Raw genomic sequence first — 17170 nt, 5'->3', positions numbered from 1 at the left:
TTTCCGAGCAGATCCTGTTCAACGAGCTGCGCCCCGGCCAGATCGTGGTCGTGGACTGCGAGGGCGACCCGGCCAACGTGGAGAAGTCCAAGCTGGTCTTCCGCGGCGCCGAGAAGGCGGGTGCGGTGCCCGACGCGGTGCCGGCCGACCTCGGCGCGGCCTCCAGCGAGGAGTGATCCGCTAAGCACGACGGAACGGCCTGGTCTCCTCTCGGAGGCCGGGCCGTTCCTTGTCATACCCGGGTACGACATGGGGTTGGCACCCCGGGGTGACGCCGGCCGCCTCGGGTGATCCATAGCTTGCGATGCATGAACGTGAATCGCATCGGACAGGCCGTTCTCTACTCCTCCGGGCTCGGGCTGGTCAGCGCCGCGAGCCTGGGACTGATCGTGGCCGGGCGGCCGGCCGCCGCGGCGCACCTGGCGACCGGCTGGCAGAGCCGGATCGGGCGGCCCCCGGCGCTGCCCGGCCGGTTCCTCCCCGCGGCCGGCAACGCCCTCCTGGGCCTGGTCCTCGGCATCCTGGCGGTGATCCCGCTGGGCTTCCAGGCGGCCTTCGTGGCGCGCGGCATCTGCTACGGGTGGGTCGACCCGGGGCCGTACGACACGTCCTGGGGCGGGCCGACCCGGGGCGGCGCCTGGCTCGTGCACTTCCTGGTGGGCGTCCCGCTCGCGGCGGCCGGGCTGGCCGCGCTGGTGGGGATCGCGGCGCTGCACCGGCGCTGGACGGCCCGGCTGGCGGGCGAGCCGGGCGGCGCCTGGGTGCTGCCGGTGGTGATGGTCGCCGCGGCCGCCGAGGTGGTCTTCTTTATTGCCTGGCTGCACCACATCTGACCGGCGATCATTTCCGGTATGCGTCAGATCCGGGCTCGCTTCGACCAGCACACGATCACCGTCTACCAGGCCTACTCGCCGGCCATCGCGGAGCCCGCGGTGCGGGCCGGCCGGTTCGTGGAACCGTTCAAACGGGACCGGATGACCTGGATCAAGCCGTCGTTCCTGTGGATGATGTACCGCTGCGGCTGGGCCACCAAGCAGGGCCAGGAGCGGGTGCTCGCGGTGTCGATCACCCGGGCCGGTTTCGAGTGGGCGCTGGAGCGGGCGGCTCTCAGCCACTACGTGCGCGGCGTGCACGTGGACCAGGCGGCCTGGCAGCGGGAGCTGCGGGCGGCGCCGACGCGGGTGCAGTGGGACCCGGAACGCGACCTGCGGCTGCGGGAGCTGCCGTATCGGTCGCTGCAGGTGGGGATCGGGGGTGCGGCGGTTCCGCGGTACGCCGACGAGTGGATCACCAGGATCGAGGACGTGACCGAGATGGTGCGGGAGATCCGCGGGCGGCTCGACGCGGGGGACGAGGCCGGGGCGGCGGGGCTGCTGCCGGACGAGCGGGTGTATCCACTGCCCGAGGCGATCGGGGCTCGTCTCGGCGCCACGCCGCCCGGCGCGGGGTGACGTCATCGCGGACGTCGGCCCGCGCCGGCGATGCCGGTACCCCTACAGCGTTTGCACCTCGCCCTTCGGAGCGTCTCCGGCCAGGATGAACTCCTCCGCGCCGAACGCCTCCACCAGGCCGTCCTCGACCAGGCCGGACAGGGCGCGGGCACGCTGCACCTCGTCGCTCCAGACCACGTCCAGGCGCTGGCGGGGCACCGGGCCGGTGGCGTGCCGGAGCACCTCCAACAGCAGGCCGCGGACCTGCCGGTCGGTGCCCGCGTAGCGCTGCGGCTTGCGGCTCGGGCCCTCCGGCAGCGGCTCGCCGGAGAGCCGCCAGGCACAGACGTCGCGGAACGGGCATTCCGCGCACTTCGGCGAGCGGGCCGTGCAGACGATCGCGCCGAGCTCCATGAACGCGATGCTGGCCCGGGCCGCGCAAGGCGGCTCCTCGGGCAGCAGCTCCTCCATGGCGACCAGGTCGGCGGCCGTGGTGGCCGGACCGGCGTCGGGCTTGCCCTCGACGACCCGGGAGACCACCCGGCGGACGTTGGTGTCCACGACCGGGTGCCGCTGGCCGTACGCGAACGTGGCGACCGCCCGCCCGGTGTACGTCCCCACCCCGGGCAGCGCGAGCAGCTGGTCGAGGTCGTCCGGCACCCGGCCGCCGTGCCGTTCCACGATCGCCAGCGCGCAGGCGTGCAGCCGCATCGCCCGCCGCGGGTAGCCGAGCCGCCCCCACATCCGGACCGCCTCGGACTGCGGGTCGGCGGCGAGCGCGGCCGGCGTGGGCCAGCGGGTCATCCAGGAGCGCCAGGCCGGCTCCACCCGGACCACCGGGGTCTGCTGCAGCATCACCTCGCTGACCAGGACACCCCAAGGAGTGGTTTCCGGCTGCCGCCACGGCAGATCGCGGGCGTGGAGGTCGTACCAGGTGATGGCTTCGTCGGCGAGAGTCATAACAGGACTTACTGTAAGCGGGTGCCTGAGCTCGCCATCACCGTCATCGGCCCGGACCGCACCGGCATCGTCGCCGACGTGGCCGAGGCGCTCGCCGCCGTCGGCGCGAATCTGACCGACTCGACGATGACCCGGCTGCGCGGGCACTTCACGATGACCCTGATCTGCACGGGCCCGCCGGCCGCGGACGCGGAGCGGGCGCTGGTCAGGCTCGGCGCGGAGCTGCTCACCACGGTGCGCGAGGTCGAGGCCTGCCCGGACCGGGAGACCGGCGAGCCGTACCTGGTGAGCGTGCACGGCGCCGACCGGCTCGGGATCGTCGCCGCGGTGACCCGGGTGGTGGCGGCCGCCGGCGGCAACATCACCGACCTCACCACCCGGCTCACCGGGCCGCTCTACCTGCTCGTCGCCGAGGTGGACCTGCCCCCGGGGCGGGAAGGGGAGCTGGCCGAGCAGCTCGCGGTGGCCGCCGCCGAGCTGGGCGTCGAGGTCACCCTGCGGCACGCCGAATCGGAACTGCTGTGAAGCTGGTCACCGCCCCCTCGGCCGTGCTGAGCACCCCGGCCGAGGAGGTGGACCCGACCGATCCGGCGGTGGTCCGGCTCGCCGAGGAGCTGATCGAGACCATGTGGGCCTCGCCGGGCTGCGTCGGGCTGGCCGCGCCGCAGATCGGAGTTTCCGCGCAGGTGTTCTGTGTGGACGTGACCGGGCATCCCAAGGCGATCACCACGCACGGCGCCTTCGTGCTCTGCAACGCCCGGATCGTCGAGGCCAGCCGGTGGCGGCCGGGGCGGGAGGGCTGCATGTCGGTGCCGGACCTGACCGGCGACGTGAAGCGGGCCGCCCGGATCGTGGTCGAAGGCCTGCGGCCGGGCACCGGGGAGCCGGTCACGCTCGAAACCGACGCGTTCGAGGCGCGCGCCCTGCAGCATGAGATCGATCACTGCGCGGGAAAGTTGTTCCTCGATCGGGTGGCCGGTGCGCACGCGATCTTTCCGCGCAAGGTCTATCTCTAACGAACGATCCGTGAGTTGGTGTCGCGTCTCCGGCGCGTCGCGTGCGATGGCCGCGGGTGTCCGGTTTACGGTTGGCCACATCATGCGTACGACGGTTGGTTCCCTCCCACCCGCGGTCTACTGGCGGCGACGCGCGGTCGTGCTCGGCGCCCTGCTGCTGGGCATCATCGCTCTGTTCGTCGCGTGCTCGCACGAGGACGACAGCAAACCGAGCACCAAGAGCGCCTCGACGCAGTACCCGACGCCGGCTCCGGGCTCTACCAGCGCCGCGGCGCCCAGCGGTTCGGCAGCGCCCGACGACGACCTGCTCGACGCGGCACCACCCGGCGGCCAGGTCTACCCGGACCCGGTGCAGTCGCAGCAGCCGGACGGTGACAGCGGCCTGTTGCCGAACAACAACCCGGCCACCGCCAACGGGACCAACACCAACGTCGGCGGGCAGGGTGGCAACGCCTGCGCGGACAACGAGATCTCGGTGACGCCGGTGCCGTCCGCCACCACTGTCAAGCGCGGCGGCGCCCTGGCGATCACTTTGCGGATCAAGAACATCGGATCCCGTACGTGTACGCGGGACGTCGGCGCGGATCCGCAGGAGCTGTACCTGGATCAGGGGGCCCAGAAGTACTGGTCGTCCGACAAGTGCAGCACCACCAAGGGCAGCGACGTGCAGACGTTCAAGCCCGGCGACCAGCGGGAGTACAACATCACCTGGAACGGCCGCCAGTCCACCGCGTGCAGCGGCGGCGCGGCGTCCGGGCCGGCTCTGCAGGCCGGAAAGTACGAGCTGCGCGGCCGGCTGGACACCATCCTCAGCAACCCGGTCACCGTGACCATCTCCTGAGGTTGGTCGCCGCCCTCGAGCTGTACCTGGACGTCGATGCCACGCGGCGGGTCCGGACACTGTGGCGTGCCCTCGAGTCGGAGGGCATCCCCACCCTCGGCTCGCTGCACCAGAAGCACCGGCCGCACGTCTCGCTCGCGGCGGCGCGGACGATCGATCCGCACGCCGCCGCGGCCGCCCTGGACGGTCTCGTCGTCGGGCGCGGCCTGACCCTGCGGATGGACTTCGCCGGCCAGTTCGTCGGGCGCGTCCTCTGGCTCGGTGTGACGATGACGCCCGAGTTGATGGACCACCATCGGGTGATCCACGAACGGCTGTCAGCGGGCGGCGTGGAGGTCTGGGAGCACTACCGGCCGGGGCTGTGGGTGCCGCACTGCACGGTGTCGCTGCGGGTGCCCAACCCGGTGATGGCCCCGGCGATCCGGCGGTGCCTGGAGATCCTGCCGCTCACCGCTACCGTGACCGGGGCGGCGATCGCCGATCACGCGAACGACATCATGCGCGCCCTCTGAGGCGGGGCGGACCCCGGAGTCACCGCCGTTGCCGGACCGGCGACCTCGCTCGCCCGGGACGTACCGCTCCGGGATCGGCGACACGCGCTCGCTCTAGACGTACCGCTCCAGGATCGATGCCTCGGCCAGCCGGGACAGGCCCTCGCGGACGCCGCGCGCCCGGGCGTCGCCCACCCCCTCGACCGCCTGCAGATCCTCCACGGTCGCGCCGAGCAGGCGCTGCAGGCTCCCGAAGTGGCCCACCAGCCGGTCGACGATCTGGCCCGGCAACCGCGGCACCTTGGCCAGCAGCCGGAACCCGCGCGGCGACACCGCCGCGTCCAGCGCATCGGAGGCGCCCTGATAACCGATCGCCTTGGCGACCGATACCAGATCGATCATCTCGGTGGCGGTGAGCAGGTCCAGCTCGACGAGCGCCTCGTCCAGCGTGCGGGCCTTGCGGCCGGAGGGCAGGTAGTCCCGGATGACCAGGGTGCGGTCCGAGTCGACGCCGGCCATCAACTCGTCCAGCTGCAGCGCGAGCAACCGGCCGTCGGTGCCGAGCTCCACCACGTAACCGGAGATCTCGTCGGCGATCCGGCGGACCATCTCCAGCCGCTGCACCACCGCCACCGCGTCCCGGACAGTGACCAGGTCCTCGATCTCCAATGCGGAGAGTGTGCCGGACACCTCGTCCAGCCGCAGCTTGTACCGCTCCAGGGTGGCCAGCGCCTGGTTGGCCCGGGACAGGATGGCGGCCGAGTCGTCCAGGACGTGGCGCTGCCCGTTCACGTAGAGCCCGATGATCCGCATGGACTGGCTCACGGAAATCACCGGGAAGCCTGACTGCTTGGCCACCCGCTCGGCGGTGCGGTGCCGGGTGCCGGACTCCTCGGACGGGATCGACGGGTCGGGCATCAGGTGCACGGCGGCCCGGACGATGCGGGTGCCGTCGCTGGAGAGCACCACCGCGCCGTCCATCTTGCACAGCTCACGCAGCCGGGTCGCGGAGAACTCCACGTCGAGCGGGAAACCGCCGGTGCAGATGGCCTCGACGACCGCGTCGTAGCCCAGCACGATGAGCGCGCCGGTGCGGCCGCGCAGAATGCGCTCCAGACCGTCGCGCAGGGCGGTGCCGGGAGCCATCAGCGCGAGGTTGGCGCGCAGCGGATCGCTGGCGCCACCGGTGAGACCCGGGCCGGTCGCCGGGCTCACCGCGCGGTGGCCCGCGCCGTTGACGCCGGGGCGCGGCGTTGAACTGGCGGCGGACTTGGAACCATCGCGGTCGAGCGGCACCGGTACAGTCTACGAACTGCCGCACGGAGCAACGAGGCATGGTTCGATGAATGCTCCGTAGCGTGATGATTCGTCACTCTTGGTTACCTTGAGCCGCGTTCGGCCGAGGCGCGGGCCGCGCTCTGCAACGCCGACCGCAGGTCGCCGACCTCGATCACCTCCATGCCCTTGGGCGCCACCCCCTCGCCGCTGTTCGTCGACCCCGGCGGCACCAGGGCCACCCGGAAGCCGAGCCGCGCCGCCTCGGCCAGCCGCCTGCCGATCGCGCTGACCCGACGGATCTCACCGGTCAGCCCGACCTCGCCGATCGCCACCAGGGTCGGCGCCATCGCCAGATCCAGCCCGCCGGACGCGACGGCCAGCGCCATCGCCAGGTCCGCGGAGGGCTCGACCAGGCGGATGCCGCCGACGGTGGCCGCGAAGACCTCCCGGTTGTAGAGCTTGAGCTGCTTGGTGCGCCGCTCCAACACAGCCAGCACCATCGCCAGCCGAGCGCTGTCGAGGCCGGACACCGTGCGCCGCGGCGAGCCCTGCACCTCGGCCCCGATCAGTGCCTGCACCTCGGTGACCAGTGCCCGCCGGCCCTCCATGGCGACCGTCACGCAGGTGCCCGGGACCGGCTCCTGATAGCGGGTGAGGAACAGCCCGGACGGGTCGGGCAGGCTGGTGATGCCGCCCTCGTGCATCTCGAAGCAGCCGACCTCGTCGGCCGCGCCGAACCGGTTCTTCACGCCGCGCACCAGGCGCAGCGAGGAGTGCTTGTCGCCCTCGAAGTGCAGCACCACGTCGACCAGGTGCTCCAGCACGCGGGGGCCGGCCACCTGACCGTCCTTGGTGACGTGACCGACCAGGACGGTGGCGATGCCGCGCTCCTTGGCGATCGAGACCAGCGCGGCGGTGACGGCGCGGACCTGGGTGACGCCGCCGGGGACGCCCTCGGTGCCGGGCGCCGAGACGGTCTGCACCGAGTCGAGCACCAGCAGGCCGGGCTTGACCGCGTCGAGGTGGCCGATGACCGTCCCCAGGTCGTTCTCCGCGGCCAGGAAAAGGCGCTCGTGCAACGCGCCGAGCCGCTCGGCCCGCAGGCGGACCTGGCTGACCGACTCCTCACCGCTGACCACCAGCGAGGGCGTGCCGGCGCCGGCAGCCCACTGCTGGGCGACGTCGAGCAGCAGCGTCGACTTGCCGACCCCGGGCTCGCCGGCGAGCAGCACCACCGCGCCGGGGACCAGGCCGCCGCCGAGCACCCGGTCGAGCTCACCGACCCCGGTCGGCACGGCCCGCGCGGCTGCGGCGCTGATCTGCGAGATCGGCCGGGCCGGCTCGGCCGGCATGCGTGAGCTGACCACCCGCCCGGAGACCCCGACGGTCACCGTGGACTCGATGATCGAGCCCCACTCGCCGCACTCCGGGCACCGGCCCAGCCATTTCGGCGGCTGGTGGCCGCAGGCGTCGCAGACGTAGGCCGGCCGGGCCGCCTTGGAACTTGTCCGAGAGGTCGTCACCCGGCCAAGTTAGCCGCCGGGTACGACAACGTCATTCCTCGGTGTTCTCGTGCTGCACGCCGGGAGCCCGGGGGGCCGGGCTCAGCGGGACCGCGACCGGCGCCTGGAGGACCAGGTCGGGCTCGCCGTTGCTGAAGTGGAACACCAGGTTCACCGACTCGCCCGGCTTGAGGTCGTCGGCGAGGTTGACGACCTGCAGCTGCCGTGCGTCTTCCGCCTTGAACAGCGCGGAGCCGAGCGCCTTGAGCTTGATCTCGGCCGCGGTGACCGTCTGGGCCGGAGCGCTCGCGCCGGCACCCGGTCGCGCGGACGCTCCCGGCTGCGCGGAGGCTCCCGGCTGAGCCGACGCTCCGGGCTGGGCGGACGCCCCCGGCCGCGCGGACGTTCCCGGCAGCGCGCCAGCGCCGGCCTGCGCGGACGTGGTCGCACCCGGCTGCGCCGAAGCGCCGGCCTGGGCGGCGGCGGGCTGGGTGACGAAGCCCACCTGCGCCGCGGAGGTGACCTGCGGCCGCTCCAGCGGAGTGCTGCTGATCGTGACCGTGACGTCTTTCTCGGACTGGTTGAAGAGGCCCAGTTCGAGCGGGGCGTTTCCGCCGCGGGCGTAGCCCTCGATGCCGTTGTACGCCACCTGGGCATTGCGCACGAACACGCTGCCGTGGGCGGAATCCGCGTTCACACCGGCGATCGGCGTGTCCAGGATGGCGGTCTCGGCGACCTGACCGGCCGAGCAACCGGCCAGCGCGACGACCGCGGCCGTGGCGACACCCGTGAGCAGGGCGGCGCGACGGGTTCCCAGCGTGCGCATCACGATCCTCCAAATAGCGACACCAAGGTGTGAGATCAGCCTAGTGGGCGGCAATCGGCCGCGTGCGCCGACCCATCCATCCGGTCGCTGTGGATCACACCACGGGCCCGCTCAGGATCAGCAGGACAACGTCGATCAGGGCGACGACGATCACCGCGCGGAACAGCGCGACCGGTCTGCCACGGGAGCGGGTCGCCGCGTACCACCCGATCGGCAGGACCACGACGGCGGTCGCGCCGGCCGCCCAGCCGGACCACGACGGCGCTCCGGGCGGCCCGAGCACCAGCGTGACCGTCGCGCCCAGCAGAAGCGCCGCGGCCGCGAGTCGGGAACCGCCGGCGCCGACCCGGTGCGGCAGGCCGTGCACCCCGGTCGCCGCGTCGTCGTCCAGGTCGGGCAGCACGTTGGCGAAGTGCGCGCCGGCACCCAGCAGGGCGCCCGCCGCGACCAACCAGAGCGGCGGCGCCGGATGCCCGGGCAGCGCGATCACCACGAACACCGGGAGCAGCCCGAAGGCCACCAGATAGGGCAGCACGGAGAACGGCGTGGACTTCAGTGGCCAGTCGTAGAGCAGGCCGAAGAGCGTGGCCACGGCGATGGTCACGGTGGCCGCCGGGCCCAGCGGGATCGCCGCCGCGGGAGCGGCCAGGGCCGCGATGAAGCCCGAGACCCCGACGGTACGCCGGGAGACCGCGCCCCGGGCGATCGGTTTGTCCCGCCGGCCGGTGCGGCTGTCGCGATCGGCGTCCAGCCAGTCGTTGACCCAGCCGACGGCGAGCTGGCTGAACGCCACCGCGAGGGCCACGCACAGCAGGCTCCGGCCACGGTGCCCGGCGCCGAGGGCGAGCAGGGTCATCGCCGCGGTGACGGCGGCGCCCGGCTCCGGATGGGACGAGCGGATCAGCGCTCGCACGGGTTCGCGGTGCATGGGACCAAGCTGCCAGATCGAGCCCGATGGGACAGCTGTCGTCCACAGGGGCGGCGGTTGCGGCCCGCCGGTTTTCCACAGGACGATCGTCTCCGGTGGTGGGCGGGCGGCAACCGTGCCAGGCTCGATCACATGGTGTCGATGCGGCGTAACGATCCGCGCCTGTACGACGAGCTGGCCGGCGAGTGGTGGCGGCCGGGCGGTGGCTTCGAGCTGCTGCACTGGCTGGCCGCGGCCCGCGCCGAGCTGGTGCCGCCGGCCTCCGCGCCCGGCCAGGTGCTGCTGGACGCGGGGTGCGGCGGCGGGCTGCTGGCGCCGCACGTGCGCGCGCTGGGTTATCGCCATGTCGGCGTCGACCTGCGGGTTTCCGGGCTGGTGCGGGCGGCGGAGCGGGGCGTGGCCCCGATCGCGGGGGATGTGACCGCGCTGCCGCTCGCCGACGACTCGGTCGACGTGGTGGTCGCCGGGGAGATCCTGGAGCACGTGACAGACCTCCGGGGCACGGTGGCCGAGCTGTGCCGGGTGCTGCGGCCGGGTGGGCGGGTGGTGCTCGACACGGTGAACGACAACGCGGTGAGCCGGTTCCTCACGGTGACGCTCGGCGAGCGGCTCGGTGTGGCGCCGATCGGCGTGCACGATCCGGCGCTGTTCGTGACGCCGGAGCGGCTGCGGGCCGAGTTCGGGCGGCACGGTGTGCGGCTGGCGGTGCGCGGCGTGCGGCCCAGCCTCCCCGGGATGGTGCGGTGGCTCGCCCTGAGGCGTGAGCCGGCCGGGCGTCCCCTCGGGCGGATGGTGCCCACCTTCTCCACAGCGGTTCTCTATCAGGGCGCCGGTCGCAAGGAAGTGCTGGTCTAGGTGGCTGCGGTGATCAGCGGGCTGGGCGTGGCGTTGCCGCCCTCCGCGGTACAGGACGAGCTCTGGGACGGCTTCTTCGCCCGGCACTACGCGGGCCGGCGGCGCGGCCTGGCCAAGCGGATCTTCGCGAACTCCGGGGTGGTCACCCGGCAGGCCGCGGTGAGCCCACTGGTGGAGGACGTGTCGGCGTGGTCCACCGAGCGGCGGATGCGCCGCTACCAGACCGAGGCGCCACCGCTGGGCCGGGCCGCTGTGGAGCGGGCGCTCGCCGGCGCCGGGCTGGCCGCGTCCGAGTTGGGACTTTTCGCGGTCTGCTCCTGCACCGGATACGCCACGCCCGGGCTGGACATCGTGCTCGCCCGGGATCTGGGCATGTCACCGAACGTGCAGCGGCTCTTCATCGGGCACATGGGCTGTTACGCCGCGTTGCCGGGCCTCGGCACGGTGAGTGACTTCGTGGTGGCCCGGGACCGGCCCGCGCTGCTGCTCTGCGCCGAGCTGACCAGCCTGCACATGCAGCCGGCCGACGCCACCGTGCCGGACGTGGAGCAGATCGTGTCGCACGCGCTCTTCTCCGACGCGGCGGCCGCCGCTGTGCTCACGCCCGCTTCGCGAGCCCTTCCGGGGTACGAGGTCCGCGATATCGCCGCGGTCACCGACAACACCACTGCCGGGCACATGACCTGGGAGGTCACCGATCTCGGATTCCGGATGGGGCTGTCGGCGGAGGTGCCCGCGGTGCTCTCGCTGCACGTCCGGGGGCTGGTCGAGGACCTGCTCAAGCGGAACCGGCTGAGCATCGGGGAGGTGGACGGCTGGGCGCTGCACCCCGGCGGGCCGAAGATCCTCGACGTGGTGCAGGAACGGCTCGGGCGCGACGATCAGGCGCTGGCGGCGTCACGGGGCGTGCTTTCGGCGTACGGGAACTGCTCGTCACCTACCGTGTTGCTGGTCCTGGACGCCCTGCGCCGCAGGCCGCGACCCCCGCGGTACGTCGTCGTGCTCGCGTTCGGTCCGGGGCTCACCCTCTACGGAGCGCTGCTCGAGTTCTCTACAGTCGCAGCGTGAGCGAAACAGTCGCGGCGTGAGCGAACGGGGACGCGGTGCGGTCCTGCACGGGCTGGCCGCCCTGCTCCTGCTGGTCGGCGGGGTCTGGTGGTGGCGGTCGGCGCCGCGTGACGACTCCGACCCGCGTCTGCTGGCCTGGCGGCTCGCGGCCGAGCAGCTCCTGCCGGAGAGCGGGGAGCAGGAGATGACCGACACCGTCGTGCTGCCGGCCCGGGGAGGCTACGACAAGGCGGCCGATCTGGACGGCGGCGCGTTCCAGGTGGCGGTGGTGTGCGCGGGGCCGGAGGGCAGCCGGGTGCGGGTCAGCTTCGGCGGCGGTGAGGACTCGGGGCGAGGGCTGCCGTGCTCCGGGTCCCGTACGCCGGAGATCTTCAGCGTCGGGGTGGGCACGCGGCTCCACCTGCGGGCCCTGGTGGAGGAGCAGGGGCCGGTGATCTTCCGCTTCACCCTGCAGCGATCCGTCTGACCGCCCTCATGCCGGCGGGGGTCGTATGCCCGCGGTGGCCGCGTGCCCGCGGTGGCCGTGGTGGCTGCGTGCCCCGGCTTCCTTGCTGCCGATTCTTTCCCGGCGCCCGCGCCGGCTCGGGCTGCCGGCCGTGGTCAGAGGCGTTCGAGATCGGGCAGGATGGCTTTGACGGCGACGTAGTGGGAGACCGTGCGGAGGATCTTGCCGCTCTGGTCGACCAGGATCGCGGCGGCGGTGCCGTCCTGCGCGGTCAGGCTGAGGTGCTCGCGGAGACTGCCGGCCGGATCACGCAGATAGTGCACGGTTCCGCCGTCGGCGCGCGGCGTCCGCGCGTTGGCCGGCGGGCCGGGGGCCGCTGGGGACGTTGCGTCGGCCGGCGGGCCGGGGGCGGCTGAGGAGGTTCCGTCGGCCGCCGGGCCGCCGGGGGCCGCTGAGGAGGGTCCGGTGGCCAGCGGACCACGGGGAGCCGCCGGGGACGGCGCGGACCTGGACACGGCCAGGACCGTCGTCTCCGCGTCGACCGCGGCGGCCGTCTCGGCGATCAGACCGGCGCAGTCGCAACCGTCGACGAGCAGGATGACCACCGGCATGTGGCCGGTGATCGGCACGGCCTGCCCCTCGGAGCCGATCAGCTCGAGCGCGGGCAGCGTCCGGACCGGCGCCGCGGTGCTGCCCGAGGTGCGCTGGGCGGCCGGCTGCCGGACCGGCCCGGGCCAGGCCGAGGCGAACAGGCTCGCCACCGTGACCAGGATCGCCATCGAGACGATCAGCACCGGCGCGCGCAGCAGCAGCGCGCCCGCCCGGCGCAGCCGGCGCATCCCGGGCCGGCGAAGGAAGCGCTGCCAGCGGTTGGGTGGCGGGGCCAGATGCAGCTCCGCGCGCACCGCCTCGACCTCGTCGGCCAGCTCGGACAGGTCGTCCGGGATGACGATGACACCCCACTCCTCAGGGAGGTCGGGCAGTTCGTCCGAGGAGCCGCCGTCGGGCGGCCAGCCGCCGTTGTCGCTCGCACCTGCCATGATCCACCTCCCCCCTGGCCGACCAGATCTTGCTTCGGTCGGGGAACTTCCGTCCAGCGTCTCGCACGCTACGCCGCATCGCCAGTGGTGGGGCGGCGCGGACCTCAGCGATACGCTTGATCTCGCAAAGCCATCAGGTCCGGAATTCCCGACTCATTAGCAGGCTGAGTGATGCCCTGGTCACTTTGCGTTACACAGGCAGCTTGCCGTCCTGCTGTCAAGCGGTAGAAAGCCCCGTCACAGGGCCTCTGAGCTGCACTAACAGTGACCGTCAGGGCGAGACACCGTCGCCTGAGCGTGTTACCCTAGACACAGCGAAAGGGGTTTCGAACCTATGGTTTTCAGTGTCGGCGAGACCGTTGTTTACCCCCACCACGGGGCCGCACTCATCGAGGCAATCGAGACTAGGGTCATCAAGGGCGTTGAAAGGCAGTATCTCGTTCTGCGTGTCGCCCAGGGCGATCTGACGGTTCGGGTGCCCGCTGAGAACGCCGAGGAAGTCGGCGTGCGCGAAGTGGTCGGCGAGGAAGGCCTGGGCAAGGTCTTCGACGTCCTCCGCGCTCCGCACACCGAGGAGCCGACCAACTGGTCACGGCGCTACAAGGCCAACCTGGAGAAGCTCGCTTCCGGTAACCCGCTCAAGGTTGCCGAGGTTGTTCGTGACCTCTGGCGTCGCGAGCGGGAGCGCGGTCTCTCGGCTGGCGAGAAGCGCATGCTGGCGAAGGCGCGCGACATCCTGGTCGGCGAGGTGGCCCTCGCTGAGAAGAGCACCAAGGACGAGGCTGAGGTCCTGCTCGACAAGGTCCTCACCGAGGCCTGATCCGACCGAAGCACCCTCACCGCCCCGTGAACGACGACCGCGACGTGACCGCGCAGCTCAATGCTCGCGGTGACGTCGCGGTCGTCGTTCCGGCCGCGGGCGCCGGTCTGCGGCTCGGCCCAGGCGCGCCGAAGGCGCTGCGCCTCCTCGAGGGCGAGCCGCTGCTCGTGCATGCGGTCCGCCGGCTCGCCGCGGCGCCCTCGGTTCGCATGATCGTCGTGGCCGCGCCGCGCGCTGACGTCGACGCGGTGCACGCCCTGCTCGCTCCAGTGGCGCCGGTCACCGTGGTGGCCGGCGGCGCCGAGCGCCAGCAGTCGGTGGCCGCCGCGCTCGCGGTAGTACCCGAGGAGGTCCCGATCGTGCTGGTGCACGACGCGGCCCGCTGTCTTACCCCACCGTCCGTGACCGAGCGGGTGGCCGCGGCCGTCCGGGCGGGCGCCGACGCGGTGATCCCGGTCCTTCCGGTGGTCGACACGATCAAGGAGGTCGACGCCGACGGCGCCGTGCTGGGCACGGTCGACCGTTCGGTGCTCAGGGCCGTCCAGACGCCACAGGGTTTCCGCGCCGCGGTGCTGCGGGCCGCCCATGAGGCCGCCGCCGACTCCCACACCGACGACGCCGGTGCGGTCGAGAAGCTCGGAATCCCGGTTCGCTGCGTCCCCGGTTCCGACCTGGCGCTGAAGATCACGCGCCCGCTCGATCTGGCCCTTGCCACGCATCTCCTCGCCCTCCCCGATCCGGAGCCTCCAACCGTCTGACGCTCGCTTTCCCTCACCTTCCCGGCTCCACCGCGGCCACCGGCGTGGCCACGAAGCACCGCCCAAGCCGGCGATGACATCGATGACGCTGCGCCGACCTTGGGTCCAGCCGGCTGGAAGCTGAGAGAAGTACGTGGATCGACCGCCTCCGAAACACTGATCTCCGCCGGCGGCCGTAAGGCCCGGTCACCCCTGAGGCAGCGTCCAGCTGGACACGAGGGGTCGTCTCTCGGGGCCCAGGAGACCCCTGGCGGCCAGCCATGGCAGCTCAGTTGGGGGTGGGGATCCGTCGCAGGTCCGAAGGGCCCGCTGGCGGCGGCCGATGCGGCTGAGCTGGAGGTGACGGTTCTGTCGCAGGTCCGAAGGCGCCTCTGGCGGCCGGTTGGGGCCGCTGGGCTGGGGGAGGGGAGCACGGGGCCGTCGATAGGGTGGCTGGGTGATCATTCCGCGGGTGGGTATCGGCACCGACGTGCACGCATTCGACGCTGGGCGGGCCTGCTGGGTGGCCGGGCTCGAGTGGCCCGGCGAGCCGGGACTGGCCGGTCACTCGGATGCCGACGTCGCCGCGCACGCCGCCTGTGACGCGCTGCTCTCGGCGGCCGGGCTCGGTGATCTGGGCAGCAACTTCGGTACCAGCCGGCCGGAGTGGGCCGGTGCGGCCGGCGTCACCCTGCTGGCGGAGTCGGCCCGGCTGGTGCGGGCGGCCGGGTATGCGATCGGGAACGTCTCGATACAGGTGATCGGCAACCACCCGAAGATCGGCAAACGGCGCGCGGAGGCGGAGAAGGTGCTGTCCGCCGCGGTCGGGGCGCCGGTCACGGTCTCCGGGACCACCGCGGACGGGCTGGGCCTCACGGGCCGGGGCGAGGGCTTGGCCGGCGTCGCGGTGGCCATGGTCTACAACGAGCCGCCCGACGCGGCGGAACGCCAGGTGAGCTGAGCTCTCCCGCAGAGCGGCGGCACGTGGGACGAGCCCGGACGCGCGCTGGTGCCGGGTGGGGCGAGCCCGGATGCGGAACGGTGCCGGGTGGGTGAACCAACATGTGCGGTGGCGCCGGGGTGGGATTGGCCCAAATGCGCGGTCGTGCCGGGTGCAACGGTGCCGGGTGCGGTGAGGCCCGCCACCGGGGAAGTCCGCTGAGCTGGGACGTTGTGCTTCGGGTGGGGACCGTCACGACGGGAGGAGGGCCGATCTTCCGGCATGATGACGATCATGACTGTCGTTCTGCCTGGTGCGGCCCGCATACTGATCGACAATCCCACCTACGCGGTGCTCAGCACGATCAACTCGAACGGCACCCCGCAGTCCACCGTCATCTGGGTCAAACGCGACGGCGACGACATCCTCTTCTCCACGGTCCGCGGCCGGCAGAAGGCCCGCAACATGGAGCGCGACCCCCGCGTGTCGATCTGCGCCTACGACCCGGCGCAGCCGTACTCCTACTGCACCGTCGAGGGCACCGTAGCGCTCAGCGACGACCAGGCCGATCTGATCGGCGAGCTCAGCTTCAAGTACGCGAACGAGCCATGGACCGGTGACGGCCCGGAGACCGTCCGGCTGGTCTGCCGTCTCACCCCGACCCATGTGATCTACAGGTAGACCGCCTACGCTCCGACTGTGCCCGCCCCCATGGAGCCCGACACCACGCCCGAGGAGCACCGCCAGCGCGCGCTGCTGCTGGCCGATCTCGGCCGCTATGACGAGGCGACCGAGGAGATAGCGGCCGGCCTGAGCGCCGCGGCCGGCGCAGAGCCGGACACCGGGGCCGGCGGAGGGCCCGACGCGGCCACCGGCGCCGAGCCCGGCGCGGCCGGCGGGACAGGCCCCGAGGAGTCCGCGCTCCTGACCACCCTGGCCAGGATCCACCTGGCCGCCGAGCAGCCGGCCGAGGCGCTGATCGCCGCCGACCGGGCCGCCGCGGCCCAGCCGGGCACGCTCCCGGCGCTGGTGGTGCGCGCCATGGCGCTGATCGACAGCCGCCGGTTCGCGGACGCCGCCGGGGTGGCCGGGCAGATCCTGCGGACCTGGCCCGGGGACGCGTACGCGCAACGCACCGGAGCCGCCCTGCTCAGTGAGTCGCGCAACGGCCAGGAGGCGCTGAACGCCGCGTGGAACGGCGTCCGGGTGGCGCCCGCCGAGGCGGAGGCGCACCTGGTCCTGGCCGTGGTCGCGGCCCGGCTGCGGCTGTTCGACCTGGCTCAGCGGGCGTATGCGGAAGCGCTGGACCTCGACCCGGCGATCGGCGACGCGGTCCAGGACGTGGGAGTGGTCCGGCTGGAGCGCCGCCGCTGGGCCCGCGCGCTGGAGGAACTGGCCGAGGAGGCGTCGCTGGGCGCGGTCCCGGCCGAGCCGCCATCCGCGGTGGATCCGGAACAGGCGGATCCGGAGCCGGAGAAGACGCCGGCGCCCCGCCCGAACTGGTCCGAGCCGCCCGCGGTCAGCCGCCCGCGCAAGCCGGTGCTGGACGTCTCCGCCGACTCCCTGGACGCGGTGCTGGAGACCATCCGCTACGGCGCCAACGGCACGCTCGTCGCGTCCGTGCTCACCGCCGCGATGACCCTGGTCAGCGCGGGCATCTCGCGGGTCTGGGCGGGCCTGATCGGCTTCCTGGTGTTCCTCGCGGTCGTCCTGTGGTTCCGCAGCCGTCTCGCCGAGCCGGCCGGGCTCGTGCTGTCGCGCCTGCGCGGCACCGGACGGGCGCTGCTGGCCGCGCTCTACCTGACCTTCGCCGCGCCGCTGTTCCTGCTGGCCTACGCGGTGGTCGGCGGCCTGCCGACGCTGATCGCCGGCATGGTCCTGGCCGCGGCCGCCGATCTGGTGGTGCTGACCCGCCGGCGCTGACCGGGAGATTCACGCCGCACCAGCGCCAGGGCCGGTGCGCGGCCAGCAGGGCCGCCGGCTCACGCCGTAC

At 72.8% G+C, this 17170-nt stretch carries 20 protein-coding genes; 14 read left to right on the top strand and 6 right to left on the bottom strand.

Annotated features, from left to right (window positions below):
* The first annotated feature begins 308 nt into the window (after positions 1–308).
* Together Asi03nite_RS33075 and Asi03nite_RS33070 are read left to right on the top strand one after the other, a co-directional pair.
* A complete protein-coding gene (locus Asi03nite_RS33075) occupies positions 309–833 on the top strand; it encodes a hypothetical protein (protein WP_203684445.1) in 525 nt (174 codons plus the stop codon).
* Positions 834–851: 18 nt separating this feature from the next.
* Positions 852–1451, top strand: a complete 600-nt coding sequence (locus tag Asi03nite_RS33070; protein ID WP_203684444.1) for a DUF4291 domain-containing protein — start codon at positions 852–854, stop codon at positions 1449–1451.
* A 42-nt stretch (positions 1452–1493) separates the two neighbouring features.
* On the opposite strand, the gene Asi03nite_RS33065 is transcribed toward Asi03nite_RS33070, so the two are convergent.
* Positions 1494–2390, bottom strand: a complete 897-nt coding sequence (locus tag Asi03nite_RS33065; protein ID WP_203684443.1) for an iron-sulfur binding domain-containing protein — start codon at positions 2388–2390, stop codon at positions 1494–1496.
* A 21-nt stretch (positions 2391–2411) separates the two neighbouring features.
* Here Asi03nite_RS33065 and Asi03nite_RS33060 point away from each other — a divergent pair, with 21 nt between their 5' ends.
* The 4 genes from Asi03nite_RS33060 to Asi03nite_RS33045 all read left to right on the top strand — a co-directional run bounded on the left by Asi03nite_RS33060 (position 2412) and on the right by Asi03nite_RS33045 (position 4759).
* Positions 2412–2915 carry a glycine cleavage system transcriptional repressor gene (locus Asi03nite_RS33060; protein ID WP_203684442.1) on the top strand — a complete coding sequence of 168 codons (504 nt, stop codon included), beginning with the start codon at positions 2412–2414 and terminating at the stop codon, positions 2913–2915.
* Positions 2912–3406 (top strand): peptide deformylase, encoded by a 495-nt coding sequence (gene def, locus Asi03nite_RS33055; RefSeq protein ID WP_373872200.1) that lies wholly within the window; start codon positions 2912–2914, stop codon positions 3404–3406. Before Asi03nite_RS33060 ends, def begins: the two co-directional genes overlap by 4 nt.
* Before the next feature lie 82 nt (positions 3407–3488).
* Positions 3489–4247, top strand: a complete 759-nt coding sequence (locus Asi03nite_RS33050; protein WP_203684441.1) for an adhesin — start codon at positions 3489–3491, stop codon at positions 4245–4247.
* A gap of 2 nt (positions 4248–4249) precedes the next feature.
* Entirely contained in the window at positions 4250–4759 is a 510-nt protein-coding gene (locus Asi03nite_RS33045) for a 2'-5' RNA ligase family protein (protein WP_203684440.1), read from the top strand.
* Between the two features lie 93 nt (positions 4760–4852).
* Here the strand turns inward: Asi03nite_RS33045 and disA are convergent, their stop codons facing one another.
* From disA to Asi03nite_RS33025, 4 genes are all read right to left on the bottom strand, one after another.
* Positions 4853–6034: a DNA integrity scanning diadenylate cyclase DisA gene (gene disA, locus Asi03nite_RS33040; protein WP_203684439.1), complete on the bottom strand. Its 1182-nt coding sequence runs from the start codon at positions 6032–6034 to the stop codon at positions 4853–4855.
* An 83-nt stretch (positions 6035–6117) separates the two neighbouring features.
* Complete coding sequence (radA, locus tag Asi03nite_RS33035) at positions 6118–7539, bottom strand: DNA repair protein RadA (protein ID WP_203684438.1); 1422 nt, start codon at positions 7537–7539, stop codon at positions 6118–6120.
* A 31-nt stretch (positions 7540–7570) separates the two neighbouring features.
* The gene (locus Asi03nite_RS33030; protein ID WP_203684437.1) at positions 7571–8344 is read right to left on the bottom strand and encodes a hypothetical protein; all 774 of its coding nucleotides are present in this window, start codon (positions 8342–8344) and stop codon (positions 7571–7573) included.
* A 94-nt stretch (positions 8345–8438) separates the two neighbouring features.
* On the bottom strand, positions 8439–9272 hold the full coding sequence (locus tag Asi03nite_RS33025) for a UbiA family prenyltransferase (RefSeq protein WP_203684436.1): 834 nt from the start codon (positions 9270–9272) through the stop codon (positions 8439–8441).
* A gap of 132 nt (positions 9273–9404) precedes the next feature.
* Here Asi03nite_RS33025 and Asi03nite_RS33020 point away from each other — a divergent pair, with 132 nt between their 5' ends.
* The 3 genes from Asi03nite_RS33020 to Asi03nite_RS33010 are packed head-to-tail and all read left to right on the top strand — an operon-like array spanning position 9405 to position 11661.
* On the top strand, positions 9405–10127 hold the full coding sequence (locus Asi03nite_RS33020; protein WP_203684435.1) for a methyltransferase domain-containing protein: 723 nt from the start codon (positions 9405–9407) through the stop codon (positions 10125–10127).
* Entirely contained in the window at positions 10128–11195 is a 1068-nt protein-coding gene (locus Asi03nite_RS33015; RefSeq protein WP_203684434.1) for a type III polyketide synthase, read from the top strand.
* A gap of 16 nt (positions 11196–11211) precedes the next feature.
* Positions 11212–11661, top strand: a complete 450-nt coding sequence (locus Asi03nite_RS33010; RefSeq protein ID WP_203684433.1) for a DUF6023 family protein — start codon at positions 11212–11214, stop codon at positions 11659–11661.
* Positions 11662–11795: 134 nt separating this feature from the next.
* On the opposite strand, the gene Asi03nite_RS33005 is transcribed toward Asi03nite_RS33010, so the two are convergent.
* Complete coding sequence (locus tag Asi03nite_RS33005; RefSeq protein WP_203684432.1) at positions 11796–12680, bottom strand: hypothetical protein; 885 nt, start codon at positions 12678–12680, stop codon at positions 11796–11798.
* Between the two features lie 334 nt (positions 12681–13014).
* On the opposite strand from Asi03nite_RS33005, the gene Asi03nite_RS33000 reads away from it, so the two are divergent.
* The 5 genes from Asi03nite_RS33000 (at position 13015) to Asi03nite_RS32980 (ending at position 17100) form a co-directional block, all read left to right on the top strand.
* Positions 13015–13500: a CarD family transcriptional regulator gene (locus tag Asi03nite_RS33000; RefSeq protein ID WP_014447856.1), complete on the top strand. Its 486-nt coding sequence runs from the start codon at positions 13015–13017 to the stop codon at positions 13498–13500.
* Positions 13501–13544: 44 nt separating this feature from the next.
* Positions 13545–14258 (top strand): 2-C-methyl-D-erythritol 4-phosphate cytidylyltransferase, encoded by a 714-nt coding sequence (gene ispD / locus Asi03nite_RS32995; protein WP_203684448.1) that lies wholly within the window; start codon positions 13545–13547, stop codon positions 14256–14258.
* Between the two features lie 436 nt (positions 14259–14694).
* Positions 14695–15198, top strand: a complete 504-nt coding sequence (ispF, locus tag Asi03nite_RS32990; RefSeq protein WP_203684431.1) for a 2-C-methyl-D-erythritol 2,4-cyclodiphosphate synthase — start codon at positions 14695–14697, stop codon at positions 15196–15198.
* Positions 15199–15471: 273 nt separating this feature from the next.
* Positions 15472–15858, top strand: a complete 387-nt coding sequence (locus Asi03nite_RS32985) for a PPOX class F420-dependent oxidoreductase (RefSeq protein ID WP_239103097.1) — start codon at positions 15472–15474, stop codon at positions 15856–15858.
* A gap of 18 nt (positions 15859–15876) precedes the next feature.
* Complete coding sequence (locus tag Asi03nite_RS32980) at positions 15877–17100, top strand: tetratricopeptide repeat protein (protein WP_239103096.1); 1224 nt, start codon at positions 15877–15879, stop codon at positions 17098–17100.
* Positions 17101–17170 lie beyond the last annotated feature (70 nt).

This window comes from Actinoplanes siamensis (genome assembly GCF_016862395.1).
Taxonomy (GTDB): domain Bacteria; phylum Actinomycetota; class Actinomycetes; order Mycobacteriales; family Micromonosporaceae; genus Actinoplanes; species Actinoplanes siamensis.
This window is presented reverse-complemented; position numbering and strand designations above follow the sequence as displayed.

Excerpts from the sequence above, each read along its gene's own strand:
- Asi03nite_RS33075 (WP_203684445.1), top strand. The coding sequence starts at position 309 with ATGAACGTGAATCGCATCGGACAGGCCGTTCTCTACTCCTCCGGGCTC.
- Asi03nite_RS33070 (WP_203684444.1), top strand. The coding sequence starts at position 852 with ATGCGTCAGATCCGGGCTCGCTTCGACCAGCACACGATCACCGTCTAC.
- Asi03nite_RS33065 (WP_203684443.1), bottom strand. The coding sequence starts at position 2,390 with ATGACTCTCGCCGACGAAGCCATCACCTGGTACGACCTCCACGCCCGC.
- Asi03nite_RS33050 (WP_203684441.1), top strand. The coding sequence starts at position 3,489 with ATGCGTACGACGGTTGGTTCCCTCCCACCCGCGGTCTACTGGCGGCGA.
- Asi03nite_RS33030 (WP_203684437.1), bottom strand. The coding sequence starts at position 8,344 with ATGCGCACGCTGGGAACCCGTCGCGCCGCCCTGCTCACGGGTGTCGCC.
- Asi03nite_RS33025 (WP_203684436.1), bottom strand. The coding sequence starts at position 9,272 with ATGCACCGCGAACCCGTGCGAGCGCTGATCCGCTCGTCCCATCCGGAG.
- Asi03nite_RS33020 (WP_203684435.1), top strand. The coding sequence starts at position 9,405 with ATGGTGTCGATGCGGCGTAACGATCCGCGCCTGTACGACGAGCTGGCC.
- Asi03nite_RS33005 (WP_203684432.1), bottom strand. The coding sequence starts at position 12,680 with ATGGCAGGTGCGAGCGACAACGGCGGCTGGCCGCCCGACGGCGGCTCC.
- Asi03nite_RS33000 (WP_014447856.1), top strand. The coding sequence starts at position 13,015 with ATGGTTTTCAGTGTCGGCGAGACCGTTGTTTACCCCCACCACGGGGCC.
- Asi03nite_RS32985 (WP_239103097.1), top strand. The coding sequence starts at position 15,472 with ATGACTGTCGTTCTGCCTGGTGCGGCCCGCATACTGATCGACAATCCC.